The 14,654-nt window shown below is 47.3% G+C and carries 9 protein-coding genes; 1 reads left to right on the plus strand and 8 read right to left on the minus strand.

The window, feature by feature from the left end:
• Positions 1-52: 52 nt before the first annotated feature.
• From FBF61_RS07225 to FBF61_RS07245, 5 genes are all read right to left on the minus strand, one after another.
• Positions 53-1,789: a RagB/SusD family nutrient uptake outer membrane protein gene (locus tag FBF61_RS07225; protein ID WP_138476532.1), complete on the minus strand. Its 1,737-nt coding sequence runs from the start codon at positions 1,787-1,789 to the stop codon at positions 53-55.
• A gap of 19 nt (positions 1,790-1,808) precedes the next feature.
• Complete coding sequence (locus tag FBF61_RS07230) at positions 1,809-5,381, minus strand: TonB-dependent receptor (RefSeq protein WP_138476533.1); 3,573 nt, start codon at positions 5,379-5,381, stop codon at positions 1,809-1,811.
• Positions 5,382-5,555: 174 nt separating this feature from the next.
• Complete coding sequence (locus tag FBF61_RS07235) at positions 5,556-6,809, minus strand: FecR family protein (RefSeq protein WP_138476534.1); 1,254 nt, start codon at positions 6,807-6,809, stop codon at positions 5,556-5,558.
• A 100-nt stretch (positions 6,810-6,909) separates the two neighbouring features.
• On the minus strand, positions 6,910-7,503 hold the full coding sequence (locus FBF61_RS07240) for an RNA polymerase sigma factor (RefSeq protein ID WP_138476535.1): 594 nt from the start codon (positions 7,501-7,503) through the stop codon (positions 6,910-6,912).
• Between the two features lie 175 nt (positions 7,504-7,678).
• Entirely contained in the window at positions 7,679-9,934 is a 2,256-nt protein-coding gene (locus FBF61_RS07245) for a phage head spike fiber domain-containing protein (protein ID WP_138476536.1), read from the minus strand.
• An 868-nt stretch (positions 9,935-10,802) separates the two neighbouring features.
• On the opposite strand from FBF61_RS07245, the gene FBF61_RS34510 reads away from it, so the two are divergent.
• Entirely contained in the window at positions 10,803-10,967 is a 165-nt protein-coding gene (locus FBF61_RS34510; RefSeq protein WP_166444448.1) for a hypothetical protein, read from the plus strand.
• Between the two features lie 107 nt (positions 10,968-11,074).
• Here FBF61_RS34510 and FBF61_RS07250 read toward each other — a convergent pair whose 3' ends face one another.
• From FBF61_RS07250 to FBF61_RS07260, 3 genes are read right to left on the minus strand one after another with little or no spacing between them, the layout of a single operon-like run.
• Positions 11,075-12,418 carry a Gfo/Idh/MocA family oxidoreductase gene (locus FBF61_RS07250; protein WP_138476537.1) on the minus strand — a complete coding sequence of 448 codons (1,344 nt, stop codon included), beginning with the start codon at positions 12,416-12,418 and terminating at the stop codon, positions 11,075-11,077.
• 3 nt (positions 12,419-12,421) lie between these two features.
• Positions 12,422-13,126, minus strand: coding sequence for a 3-keto-disaccharide hydrolase (locus FBF61_RS07255; protein ID WP_138476538.1), 705 nt, complete (start codon positions 13,124-13,126; stop codon positions 12,422-12,424).
• A 16-nt stretch (positions 13,127-13,142) separates the two neighbouring features.
• The gene (locus tag FBF61_RS07260; RefSeq protein WP_138476539.1) at positions 13,143-14,654 is read right to left on the minus strand and encodes a RagB/SusD family nutrient uptake outer membrane protein; all 1,512 of its coding nucleotides are present in this window, start codon (positions 14,652-14,654) and stop codon (positions 13,143-13,145) included.

The raw sequence follows: 14,654 nt of genomic DNA on the forward strand, positions 1-14,654 counted from the left end.
CCAACTTCTGATGCTACGCTCGCATTCGCTCTAATTTCCTTTTCTTCATAACTCAATACCCCGGGTTCTGCCGCATATTCACGTTGGCGTTGATCTCGTTGATAGGAATGGGCTGCGCATAGTCAGTGGCATCCCACTGGATTGGGCCTCCCCTGATTTTCTGATAATATGCAGCTTCCTTGTCACCGATCTTCCACCGGCATACATCAAACCACCAGTTAAACTCACCAAAAAATTCTGCCCAGCGCTCATATTTCAGGGGATCGTTTTTCAATACAGCGTCCGGTGCTTTGGTAACATCCGTCAAGCTTTTATAATCTACCACTGAAGGCGCATTCACCGGATAATTGTACGCTCGTCGTTTTACCTTATTGATATATTCCAGAGCAGTAACATTGTCGCCGGTGTGTGTCAGGGTTTCGGCATAAAGCAAATAAACATCCGCGAGGCGCAGCCAGAGCACATTTGCGCCGTTGGCCCGGTTGATTTCCAGCTCCGTTCCCGCAAGGTTGATATATTTACGGAAACTCCAAGCCTCCATATCAAGCTCGGTGATGTCCAGATAGTGTGAGATCGGCTTTTTGGCTCCCGCTACGACCATTGAATCCACATAAGGCTGAAGGCACGCTACCCACAATCTCGGATCGACAGTTTTGGCAGTCCGGGCTGCCATGGATTTGGTGATATAAGACTGGTCTACGTTGGCAATGTTGGCGGTAGTAGTTCCGGCAGGGAAATAATGACCGAGGTTAAACCCGAAACGCTCAATATTTTTGGCATGCGGAAACACATTTGACCATGCGGAAGCGATGGGTGTGCCTGTCGGACCGACATAGGATGGAGCGGTTAATGTGGCCATCATGGATCCCATAGACAAATCGTTCGCACCGGCATAGGTCATATCCACAGTCATATTGAGCTCATACAGCGACTCCGAATTGAACTCATTCTGACCGTTGAACATGGTTTTGTAGGTATCAAAAGAAACCAGTGACTTTCCACTTTCATTGATCACATTGCCCAGATACGTTTTTGCATTGGCCCAATCCTGCACATACACATAAACCTTCCCAAGGAACCCTTTCACTGCCCACTGACCAGCCTTGTGCTTGTCGGTAGCGCCTGTCCAGTTTTTTCCTGCCAGCAAAGTTTCCGCTGCTTTAAGGTCACTGATAATAAAATCCCAGCATTCCTTCACCGTCGACCTTGAAACCTGGGTTTCGGTCAGGTCGCCGGCAGCAACCGTAGTAATCGGCACGCCCATTTTTTCTCCGCCTGCGCCATTTACAATAAAACTCTCACCCCAGAAACTGACCAGATAGGAGTAGTACCAGGCCCGCAGAAATAAGGTCTGCCCTTTGATCAGCGCGATATTGGCCTTATCCGCATCGGAAGAAGCAGTCGCATTGACACGCTCAATACCGGCCAGCAGGGTGTTGCACCGCTGAACGCCCCTCCACAAGTCCGGCCAGATCTGTAACAGAAAGTTATCGCTGGGCAGCGCATTGTTCTGTCCCATCTGGATCCAGTTGGGGGAGCCCTGCCAGCTCAGGTCGGTGGTATGGTCCCAGAGATAAGTGCTGTAAGGCCCCATGGCGCGTCCGAATACCCCTCCCGCATGTTGCGTGGCATACACGCCTGTGAGCAGTTGTTCCAGATCCGAGACCGTGGCCGGGTAACTGCTTGTGGAAATAGCAAGCGGATTATCGACGTTGACAAAGCTGTCTTTACAGGAAGCCATTCCCAGTATGGCTACGACGATAAGCGACAATTTCAATAATATTTTCATGATCAGGATAATTTTGATTTTAGAAACTCAGATTAATGCCCATGGATAACAACATGTTTCTGGGGTAGGAAAAGATCGTATCAATCCCCCTGGCAGTAGTGCCGTTCCTTCCCAGAACTTCCGGGTCAAGTCCTGAGTACTTGGTGAGCGTCATCATGTTTTGCCCCTGGACATAAACATTCAGATCTGAAATTTTCAGTGCTTTGGTTAAACTGCCTGGAATGGTATATCCGATCTGCAGATTTCTCAGTTTAAGAAAAGACCCGTCTTCCACGAAATAGCTGGAAATACGGCCGTAATTTGAGTTCGGGTCACGCGCAAAGGCACCGGAAGGGTTCGTCACCCCCACCCTCGGGCTGCTGGTCAGTCCGTTCCCATTGAAAAACGAAGCATTGAAAATATCCTTTGTGGTATTGTAATCGCCGTAGAGGAATTCAGTGTAATACTTGTTACCATTATACACGTCCACACCCTGGATTCCCTGGAACAATGCGGTAAGAGAAAGGCCCTTCCAACCCAGGTTGACTGTAAGTCCGTAGGTAAGTTTTGGCCATGGATTTCCAATAAAAGTCCTGTCAGCGGTCGTGATCCTGCCGTCACCATTGTTGTCACGGAATTTCAGGTCACCTGCCGAAGTACCCGAATTTTGGTAATAAACACCTGGCGTTCCTGCCTGCTGCTGTGCTTTTTCGTTCAGGCTCACCACTTCTTCACTCGTCTGAAAAATTCCATCCACCTGATAACCAAAGAACTGGCTCATCGGATTTCCCACTTGTGTGCGACCGGCCGGCCCGTCCAGATCATTTCCGGCTTGTCCGTCACTGATCGGATTGTTGTTGTTACCGTCCAGCTGCTTTACCAAATTTCTGTTAAATGACGCATTGGCGGCCAGTGAATAGGTGAACGCCCCCTTTTTCCCACGGAAATCAGCCGCAATTTCAAGGCCTTTGTTGCTCATCTGACCAATGTTGGTAAAAACAGAAGTAGCACCAAAACCGCTCGATAACGCCACCGGTACCTGATAGATCATCCCCTGCGTCTGTCGGCTGTACCAGTCAATGGTAATGTTCAGCGCATTTTTCAGCAAACCGATATCCAGTCCGACGTCTGTCTGCAGCACCGATTCCCATTTGATATTCTGATTGGCAAGCTGGGCAGTCAACGCATATCCTTTTGATCTGCTGCCGTCAGGAAGTCCCTGCGAATTGGTACCGCCGTTGCCTCCGTAGGAAGACTGATAAGTATATTGCGGGATATTACTTGTACTTCCGAGTTTTCCGTAGCTTGCCCGCAGTTTCAGGTTGGACAAGTAAGAAAGATTGTCCCGGACAAATGCTTCTTCATTGATTTTCCAGCCGACGGATGCCGACGGGAAAACGCCCCACTGGTTAGCCGGACCGAACCGGTCAGAACCATCGCGGCGTACGGTTGCTGTGATCAGGTATTTATTGGCGTATGTATAGTTGATCCTGCCAAATTGGGACAGCAAACGCGTTTGCGGAAATTCACCGCCGCTGGTAACATAGCTGCTAGGGTTATTGGATAAAGCCAGATTATAGGTAACATAGGGAAACCCCTGCGCTTCTCCACGCAATGTGCTCCTGTCCGATTTATAAGCTTCATAACCTGCCATTACCTTGAAGTCATGCTGCCCCAGCACTTTCGCATAAGTAAGTACAAAGTTCGCAGTAAGGTTGCGCTGGTTGTTGATGTCACGGCTCAGGAAAGCAACCCGGTTGGCAACAATGCCGTAGTCGAAAGCTTCATTGAAACGCAGGTTTTTATCATTGTAAATCGAAGCCCCGAAAGTGGAACGGAAATTAAGCCCTGACAGGATTTGCCAGTCGGCATACACATTTCCTTCCAGTGCATAAGTCTGGTTCTTCATGTGGTTCTGATACTCCTGGCCAACCAGGTTGGGGCCGCCGAAGTAGCTGCCCGTTTTGGCCCAGCCGCCGTACGAGTTGGTCGGATCGTAAATCGGGATCACCGGAGCCGAACGAAATGGATATGTAGTGTTCACCGTCGGGTTTGTCTCAGTCATCCACGCATAAATGGTCTCGCCGACTTTGAATTTCGAATTGATCTTGTAATCTGCATTCGACCGCAGACCATATCTTTTAAAGTAATTGTCAATGATCGTCCCGCCTTCTTTTTGGTAATTGGCCGACAGGTAATAATTGGTCTTAGCCGTAGCACCGGAAAGTGACAGCGAATAGCTTTCCTCTTTTCCGTTGGTATAAAGGGAATTGATCCAGTCATGGTCCGGCAGGTTCGCGGGATCGCCCCAGCTGTTGGTAGCTACGCCAAATGCCGTTTTTGCAGTATAATAGTCGGCGGTATTAAGCAGATTGTAAAGGTTTCTCGGTTTCCGTACACCATAGTAAGCATTAAAATTAATGTTCATCTTATCGAGTTCCGTACCTCTTTTGGTTGTCACCAAAACAACCCCTCCCGCCGCCTGCGCTCCGTAAATAGCAGCGGCACTGGCATCTTTCAGGATTTCAATGGATTCCACATCCTGCAAATTGAAATTATTGCCCGCCGACATACGTATACCATCCACGATGTACAAAGGCGACATACCTCCGATGGACCCAACGCCCCGGATCACAATATCCGATGCGGCCCCTGGCGAGCCGTCATTTCTGGTTACCTGCACACCCGCGGCACGTCCCTGTAAAGCTTCATTCACACTACGCACCGGAAGACTTTTGATGTCCTCCGCTTTCACAGATGAAACGGAACCCGTCAGATCGGAACGTTTCTGGGTACCATAGCCCACTACCACCACTTCTTCCAATGCTTTGTTATCCACTTTAAGCACGATGTCGATGGAGCTGCGCCTGGCCACGGTAACTTCCTGCGAAACATAGCCGACAAAAGAAAAGATCAGCACTGCGTCCGGATCGGTGATATCGATGCTGTATGTTCCTTTCTCATCTGTGGACGTTCCTCTCTGCGTACCTTTCTGAACAATATTAACACCAGCCAGCGTCTCGCCTTTATCGTCGGTGATTTTACCTTTAACAGTAATGTCAAACAAAGTTTCCGCTTTGATCTTTTCCTGCATGATATCCGTCATACGCCGTTTCACTCCGGGATCAGGGAAGTACGGGTAAGCGCTTTTTACTTCCGACTCTTCCCTTGGCTTGTGCTCGGCTTCTTTTTTCTTTTTGACTATAATCGTCTTGTCGACAATATTATAGGTCAATGGCTGGCGCAAGAAGCAGGCGTCCAGCACCTCTTTCAGCGAAGCATTGCTCACATTGATATTGACCTTGTCTGCTTTTGAAAGCATTTCCAGGTCGCATATAAAAAGATAGCCCGTCTGCTTTCGCACGGATTTGAGAACCTCCAGTAAGGTAGCATCCTTTTTTTGCAAGGTAACCTGTTGCGCATAGGTGTTGTCAGCCAACACCTGAAACGTGCCAATCAGGAATAATAACGCGGTTAATTTCATGGTCAGGAATACTTTGCCAAGCCAGGCCGGGCGGTCGATTCGATTGTCTGTGGCATCATACGTCCGTTTGGAACGGAATATCATATACGCTCCCGCCGGGACAGTTTTGCCCTTGTACACAAATTTCATAGTTTTGTATGCTTGATTAAGGTTAATGTATCGTTCTCCAATGATTTACAGACCATTCAAGTGTAGGCCGGGTGCGGTCGCAACGCATCCGGTTTTTTTGATTGATCCGGCAAATCCGCTCCTCAGGAAGTATTTACAGGTGTCATAAAGGGTTTATGTTTTGGTTCAGCAATCTCAATCTGTATTTTTCACAGTAATTTTTCTGTCCTCGATCCGAAACTGGATTCCGCCGGTCAGTTCCAGCATTTTAAGTACTTCCGATACGTTATTTTTTCTGGAAATAGTACCGGCAAAAGCTTTTCTGCCCACATTTCCCTCATAATGCACATCCAGATCGTACCAGCGCGAAATCTGCCGCATGATCTCCTTGATATTTCCGTTGAATTCAAACCGGCCTTCTTTCCAGGCAACCACACTTTCGGTATCAACCATCTTGATAGCGATCTTACGTTCCGCCTCACCCGCCTGCACTTCGGCCTGTTGTCCCGGGGAAAGTATCCGGCTCATATCGCCTTTTTTCACCTTCACAGATCCTTCCAGCAGGGTCGTCTGCATAGTGGGCTCATCGCCATAAGAACAAATGTTAAAGTGTGTACCCAAAACCGTGATCTCCATGTCCTTATTACTCTTGATCCTGTCGACCACCTGCACATGGAAAGGCATTTTTTTGTTTGGCTCAATTTCGAAATAGATCTCCCCGGTCATTTCCACATTCCTCTCTGATCCGGTGAATACGGTCGGGTATTTCAGGCTGGAACCAGCATTGAGCCAGGCCCGTGAGCCATCGGGCAGAATAACCTTATATTGCCCGCCCAAGGGCGTTTTCAGTATGTTATAGGACGAAGCCTGAACGTCCGTAAGTTGCTGGTAGCTGATCTCACCCTTTGATCTGTCGACCGTCACACCGGGCTGGTCTTTGAGATTCCCGTTCGTTACTGTGGAAAGATCGAATGTTTGCCCGCTTTCCAGCGTAAGACTCGCCCTGTTGCCTCCGGCAGGCACATCTTCCCCATACACACTTCGCAGCACTGCCACCGGCACCTGTTTTTGTTCTTTTTTGTTGAGCCACTGATATCCACCGTAAACCATCAGCAAGGCCAGCGAAGCCGCCACCAGTCTGAAAACCCACACAGGTCTAATGTTTCCTGCTGGTTCCTGGTCTCCGCTTTCGAAAACAGCATCTTCCGCGAAGTCCGGTTCGGCTTTCTTGGCGGTTGCTGTAAAAATCGATGTGAGGATGTCATCCGCAATTTCCTTTGACAGTTGGTGCTCAGATTTATCATTACGGATCAGCTGATCGATCAACCCGTTTATTTGTTCACGGTTTTCTTCAAGCAGCAGTAAGGTCATCAGTTCTTCCTGTTCTTCTCCCGTAATGTTTTTCCCGCAGTACCGGAAAAACAAATCGTCCAGGCGTTCGCTTCGCATAGGCATTGTTTAGGTTGCGTCTGACCCATGTCAGACCTTCAACCATAAAGACTATCGCCGACCTGTTTTGGGTGACAATGGATTAAAAAAAGTTTTAAAATTAATTTACCAAGAAAAACAGCAGCCAGGAAATAGTGATTTCCAGTTTGAGCTTGCTGTAAGCGCGGATGTGACGCAACGCTCTGGCCAGGTGGGTTTTAACGGTTTCGGAAGATATCCGTAGCATTTTGGCAATTTCTTCCCTTTTCAGCTCCTGATCTTTGCTGAGCAGATAAATTTGTTTTTGCTGTGCCGGCAGCAACTCTACCGCTTGCCTCACGATCTGCTCTATTTCATCGTCCATAATCCGGTTGTAGGTGGTATTCTCCCCGGAAGGCATTTCAAGTTGCAGTTCATCCACCAGCTGCTGCTGGCGGGCCATTTTCTTTAAGGCCGAAAAAACATGGTTGCGCGTCATGATGAACAGATAATCTTCAAAATCCTGGATCTGCGGCAAGGTTTCTTTTTTGACCCACAGCTTCAAAAATATGTCCTGGATAACTTCTTCTGCCAGAAACTCGGAACCTGTGAGCCGGAAAGCAACGGAATAAATCTTGTTTCGATAGCCATGGAATAAAGTAGCGAAAGCTTTTTCGCAACCTGAGGCAGCCTGTGCCAACAGCTCTGTTTCATTATGTAAAGCCTCTACCTTCAAATTATGATCACAATAGCACCAGACAAATATAATACCTTATACAAAAGAATATAAAAATAGCATTATAAAATATTGATATACTAAAAAACACGAATTGGTTCTGAAAATAAAGTCTTTGCACAAAAAAGGTCCCGCAAACCTGCTTGCGGGACCTATCCTTTTCACATGACAAAACCTATATGATCACAGCCGGATCAGTAATGCGGTGTTCGAGGGACGAATCATACGCTACTTCCATATTGGCGTACTCGACGGTTACCGTCGGTCTCATCGCCGACCTGTAAATACCAAACTTCCAATACGGCCCCAGTTTATCAGGATAACCCATTCCGATGTCGGAAATGTTGATCAGCTCTTTTCCATTCTGCCACCATTGAAGCTGCGCGTTTGTAGGCGAAAAACGCATGCGCACAACTACCCTGTGCCATATTCCCCGGGCAAACCGTCCGCCTCCCCGGTAAATGTATTTGGGCGCCGTCTGAATTGGGTCTTCCAGTGTAGATGCCGTATATGCACTAATTGTATCCAAACCTTCAAGTCTGAAACCCAATACAGGCCCGGTGCTCATTTCACCGGGATCTTCCGTCGCGTGTACCTGACCTAAATAGCACCATTCTACCGGGGACAAGTCCAGCGGATCACCGACCGCTATCCTGATCGCGTACGAAAACCACACGTCTTTGTCAAACGGCAGCGGAGAATTTTTCATGTACAATTCACACCTTTCTTTTCTTTTCGGGTTCCGGGCATCTCCCGTCCATGTATCACCGGCGCGTACCTGGAAACTGAAAATAGGGGAAGTCTTGTTTGATGCCTGTCGTAACGACCATGTTTTATTTGGAGATTGAACCATGTAAGTGGAATCAAACACTTTTAGCAAAGCATTGTTGAGCAATGCGCCCTCATATTTATGCGGAAACAATGACTGGGCAATATCCTCTTTGTTAATGTTTGTTTCACCAGCCTCATAGTAGTTCACAGCCTGCATTTCACTTTCCGAAGTGGGTATCTGATAATTACCCTTCATTTTGCTCAGCCACACCCCGCCCCTTGTCCGCTGAATAAAAATGTCGTGCTCTTCATCAGCCAGAGGTTCATTCAAAATCACAACATCGGATGCGCGTGTCACAACTGCTGATGCCGTACGGATATAGCTGGTCATCTCCTCGCTTTTTTCAAACTGCACACCCCAGACAAGAATACCGCTTTCCCCGTCTCCGGTGTAGGAAGCCTGTCCGTTGGTACGGCACGGACCTATTGTAATAGTCGTAGAACTGCTGGTAACCGGAAATGTCATGCAAAAGCGAAACCACCCTCGTCCGATATTTTCTACCACAACAGCTGGGAATATGTTTGGGTTTCTGTTGCCGAAAGCACCATTCTCCAGGTCGATGTGGACAGCTGCATCATTGACCATAATACTGCCCCATTTCCGTTCAGCAGCCTTAAAAAACGCACTTAAAGTATACACCTCATTTCTTACAGTATTGACAGGCGTACCAGACAGAATACAGTGCATAGCGTTTTCCACATTTTCCCGGATTTTAAAGGCAAAATTCTGCCCGTCGGGGGATAGTGTCCGCGTTGCGATCACATCTGCACTCTGCTTTGACCAGGCCGAATTGGTGAACGTCTGCGAATACCGGATCAGGTTCGTTCCGGCGGGCTCTATCAGGGCCCCGGCCAATGCAGGCGCCTGGCCTGACCACCTGTAATTATAGCGTAACCCGGAATAAGGCCTGCCGGTTGTTGGCGCATAAGCCGAAACCGAAGATCCCTGTTCCAACTGCGCACCCCAGGCATAAATGTAGTTGTCGGTGTTCCCTGAATAATGTATCTCCTTACTGTCGCCCAGAATAAAAATGTGCAGGCCCGATTCCGGGCTGCGGTCGGGTACGCCTGTAATTTTGAGCCTCCACCATCCGTTACCGGCACTAATTGCCTGGTAGCCGATCACATTGGAGCTAAACGAAAGAAAGGAACCGTCAGTAAGGTCGAACCTGACCGCAGGTGTACCTCCGGTAAAAGACGCGCCGCCCACAAAACTAAACTGAATTTTACTTCGCGTACCTGCTTTGAGGTAAACACTGATCGTAACCGGCTCTCCTTTTATCACGTTCACATTTCTCGACATCCGGTGTTCGCCCAGCACGTTGGTTTCTGTAAGTTTATTGGCGGTATTTTTGCCATCCGGCGCAGTAAATTCGGTGGGTACCGATGCCGTAACACCGATCTTGCTCCAGACATCATTCGCGAAATCCTGGCTTTGTGTCAGGAGGTTTTGCCCTGGTTGTGCAAAATGTATATAACCGTCGGCCCCCATGTAGGATGCTTCCGTTTCCCGCGAAAATGAAATATTGTCATCGAGAGACTCCGGCTCCTGCCGGAAATCAAAAGTCTTTAGTGATGTTGATAGTAAAGAAGGAGTCATAGAATTGACACAATTAATATTATGATGTGTTGGCAATAGAGGATTCAAATCAAAAAATGCCGGGCTGAATGACAAGTAACTTCAGGATTTTATACCGGCAATTCAACTGACAGGTTGCAGGGTCAGGGTGTTATTTTTAATAACAGAAGTAATTTAATTTTCTCATAGGTTCATACGGATAGTGAGGTTTATGTTTTCTTGGTCTGAAAGGCGGGTGGCTAAAATTATTTTTTACATGTGTAGAGATTTAACGAATGACAGGAAAAATCGCAAATATTAAATCTGAACCATTCAAAAAACACTCCGGGGCGAGACAACCTGTGAATATAATTGTAATTTCTCCATAGAAATGTTCAACTTTTCTCACAGGTTATTCCATTACATTATATCAAATCTTATCAGGTGGGGGCGTATTTTATACTTCTTACCTAAAAGTATAAAGAAAATGAAGAAATATAAAATCCGAAAATGGATTTGATGAGGAGGTTGACCAAAAAACCAGTGAATGGTATTGTGAGCAGATATTGACTCATAAAAGCGTGAATAAGATCTAGTTACGAGAACGTTAATTATACTACAAAGACGCATAGTTTCAACTGTATATATTTGTAGTATGATTTAAAATGTAAGTAGTTTTCTTTATTGTTTCGAACTAATTTTTAATCAAATAAATATCTCTATTCAACTACATTTCCAAAATACACAGCAAGATATTCAAGCAATTCCCGATATTAGTTTTGAATGGTCAGATTACATGGGAAACTTATTCCACAACGCTTGCGGCACTTTCCCGGATTGAGATAAAAGTATTTCCCCAGTTTTTATAAATGCGGCTGATAAAAGCCACTCAATACGAAGGAGAATAGTGATGGAGGAAAGAGGTAATTCCACATTTTGCTTCGAAGAAATGCGCGACTACCGACGGATTGGAACCAAAGTAAAAAGATCATGGCACCTGAGCTTCCCGGCATCAGGAACAGCAGTTCCCGGACAGGCAGTGTTGCAGGGCGCATATTTGACTGTCAATATCTAAATAAAAAAACATCCCGTTGAGCGGCCGCTCAACGGGATGTTGCACATTAATTATGATGGATACTTTTATGAAAAACCTCGAGATATCGCAGTCGGATTGACAGACCGTTACACTACCGGGTTCCAGCCTTTTTCATATTCCCTGGACCACAGCTTCTCTGCATCTTTGTCACCGATAATGTGCCCGTTTTGAGGGTCAATTTTCAGGTCCCTACCCACACGCCAGGCAATATTACCCAACTGCATGGCCACCACACTTTTGTAACCCAATTCCACATCACAATTCGGCCGTCGGTTGGTTTTAATGGCATCCAGAAAATCAGCAACATGCAGGCTGTCCATACCCAGGCTCGGACTGGCCAGGTTACGTCCCTGCACATCTGCCTTTTCCTGTGATTTTACTTCTTTTATGAGCTTGCCGTCGAGGTCGTAAACAGTGTATTCGTCACCGCCGGTATCAAGGCTTCCGTTCTCGCCATAGAAAATAATACCCCGGTCAAGCCCTTCGATTTTCCGGCCGTTGGAGCTTCTTGATTCCCAAACCAGGGATATACGCCCTGGAAAGTCCATCGCAATCACTTGCGTATCAGGCGTTTCCCAATCATCTTTAAACTCATACCGTCCACCCACTGAGCTTACACGGGTAGGAAAGTCGACGCCAAGTCCCCAGCGTGCCACATCTACCTCGTGCGTACCGTTGTTCAGAGCTTCTCCTGTTCCCCAGTGCCAGAACCAATGCCAGTCGTAGTGGATAAGCCCTTCCTTGTAAGGCATACGTGGTGCCGGTCCCTGCCACAGCTCATAGTCGAGCCATGATGGTACTGTGCCCGGTTTCAGAATTGTCGCCTTGCGTTTGTTGGTGTACCACGTTTTGGCCATATAAACCCGGCCTATAATACCTTTATGCAGCTCATTGATACCTTCCGTTAATATCGGAGCCGAGCGGCGTTGTGCGCCCATTTGGACTACACGTTTGTATTTACGTGCCGCCTCAACGGCCAATTCTCCTTCTCTCGGGTTGTGGCTTAATGGTTTTTCCACATACACGTGCTTTCCGGCCTGACAACCCATGATCGTGAGCGGTGCGTGCCAGTGGTCCGGCGTTGCAATGTAAATCGCGTCGATTGATTTATCTTCGAGTACCTTCCGGCAGTCTTTTTCCGACTTCGGGGTTTGTACTTGTTTGGCATCCATCACTGCCTTGATTGCCTTTGGAATGGCGCGTTCGTCCACATCGCAGACTACGCCCACTTCCGCGCCTTTCTGGCCGGCAAAAGTTGCGCCCATGCTTTTTCCACGGCTGTTTACGCCGATCGTTCCTACCCTTACCAGTTCATTGGCACCAATAATACGGTTATAACTTTTGGCACTGAAACCGAAAGCGGAACCGCCTATCGCTACACCTACCGACCCTGCTGCTGCTTTCTTTAAAAAATCGCGTCTATTTTCCATAACTTATAACTCTTTGATTTTAATGTTTTTAAAAGAAACATCCGCTCCGTGCTCCTGCAAAAGGATATGCCCTTTTGCAACCGTTCCGAACGCAGGTACCGATTTGTTGAATTTGCTCAACGCAACCGCATCGGTGTACTCTTTTCCGCTCCTTGTAAATTCCAGGATTTTAATACCATTGAGCCAGTGCTCCACTTTTTTTCCTTTTGCCACCACCCGCATCGTGTTCCATTTTCCAGGTGCATTCGTTTTTTTGACCGATTCATCCGGCGGCATGACATCGTAAAAGGAACCTGTAAGATGATTGGCTTTTTTGTTGTCCTCAGCCAGCTTATCGTCCAGGATCTGATACTCAAATCCCAGGTTTCCGCCTTTTTCATATTTGGTGAAAAAGTACTTGATCCCGCTGTTCCCTTCCGGTGCAATATTAAAATCTGCCATCAGTTCAAAGTCGCCAAACTCTCCGGCGCTCACAATGTCACCTCCTTTTTTGCCTTTGACCGCGGAAATAGTGCCGTCTTTCACCTCCCAGCCAGCCGGTACCGGAGCGCCTGCAGTGGTGGTCCAGCCGGTAGTAGTTTTCCCATCAAATAAAAGCACCCATCCTTCCTTTTTCTCCTTGGTAGTCAACACATTTGCCTTCTGCGAGAAGGCTGCGGACGGAAACAGCATCCAAACCAGCAAGCCACTTATCAGTATTTTATTCATTTTGGTTCGTGTTCAATTAATAGCCGGGATTTTGTTTGATTTTTTCAGGATTGGACTGAATTACTTGCAAAGGGATGGGGAACAAAAGCATATTGTCGTTCCAGCTGGCCGGATTGAAGCCATTTTGTTCCTTTTGCTCCTGGCTCATCACATCTTTTGCACGCTCGGTACGTACCAGGTCAAACCATCTGTGGTTTTCAAAGGCAAGCTCAATGCGGCGCTCTTTTTCGATAGCCAGCAAAAATGCAGCATCGGAAGTAAATGGAGCATAGTCAGGAACTGCCCCGGCTGCTGCGCCGGCAGTATTTCGGGCACGCTGACGAATTTTATTGAGATAAATAAGGGCCGTCTGCTGTTGTTTTCCCTGGCGCACCAGTGCTTCGCTGTAAAGCAGATACACGTCGGCAAGTCTCAGCTCGATCCAGTTATTGTCATTGTCCGGTGTAACCGAGAAGGACACGTCATAATATTTCTTGACATACTTTTCGTTGATCCTTGTCCCACCCGGATCGGACACGTATCCGTCGCTCATTGAAATCGCTTTTCTAGGATCGCCAACTTCGTAAGCAGCCGACATTGAAGGCGTAGGTGCATTGAATCCCGACTTATCCCCTACCAGAACAACTTCCTTATTTGAGAAACGCGGCGCGAAATCGTTGCTCCACGGGCTTCCCGTAGTGGTACCTCCCTTTTTGTACTGAACCTCGAACAAGGATTCAGAACTGTTTTTGTTCGTCACGCTGAAAAGTGTCTTGTAATCCGCAACCAGTGAATATTGCGGGTTGTTAATTATTTCAAGTGCCTTTGCTTCTGCCAGGGCATAATGCGAGGCCCCTTTTTTCAAAGGATAACCGGCCATGGTCATATATACTTTGGCAAGCAAGCCTTTGGCCCCGCCCAGCGTCACACGGCCTTTATCATTGGAAGCATAAGTTCCGGGGAGATTAGCCTCAGCAAATTTCAGGTCATCTACAATAAAATTATAGATCTCCCCCGTCGAAACCCGTCCAAGCGTATAGGCTTCCTGTACCGACAATTGTTTGTCCACCTTCGGCACATCTCCATAAACCCGCACCAGCCAGAAGTAAACGAGCGCACGCAGGAACCTGGCTTCTGCTTTATATTGAGATTTCAGTTTTTCGTCCCGGAAAGGAACTGCATCAATTTTATCCAGCACAATATTGGCCCGGAGTATGGTAACAAAGCTGCGGTTCCACAAGTCCAGTATGTTCTGGTTGTCGGAAAGCAGGATATCACCGAAATTATCGATCGAAGTCATATCCTTGGAGCTTCCGGGTACCCATGAAAAAGTAGTATTATCGGAACGGATCTCGCCCGTGTAGATGTAAAGCTGATTATACACATCCCGCAGCGACGCGTACGGAGACATGACAGCCTGGTTCATATCCTGCTCGGTTTTATAGAAATTCCCGGCATTCATATCCGAAATAGGCTGAAGATCTATGAATTTTTCCTTGCAAGAAAGAGAGGCCCCTACTAGCAAAGAGGCTAAAATATATCGTTTCAT

Source organism: Dyadobacter bucti (assembly GCF_005869225.1).
GTDB lineage: Bacteria > Bacteroidota > Bacteroidia > Cytophagales > Spirosomataceae > Dyadobacter > Dyadobacter bucti.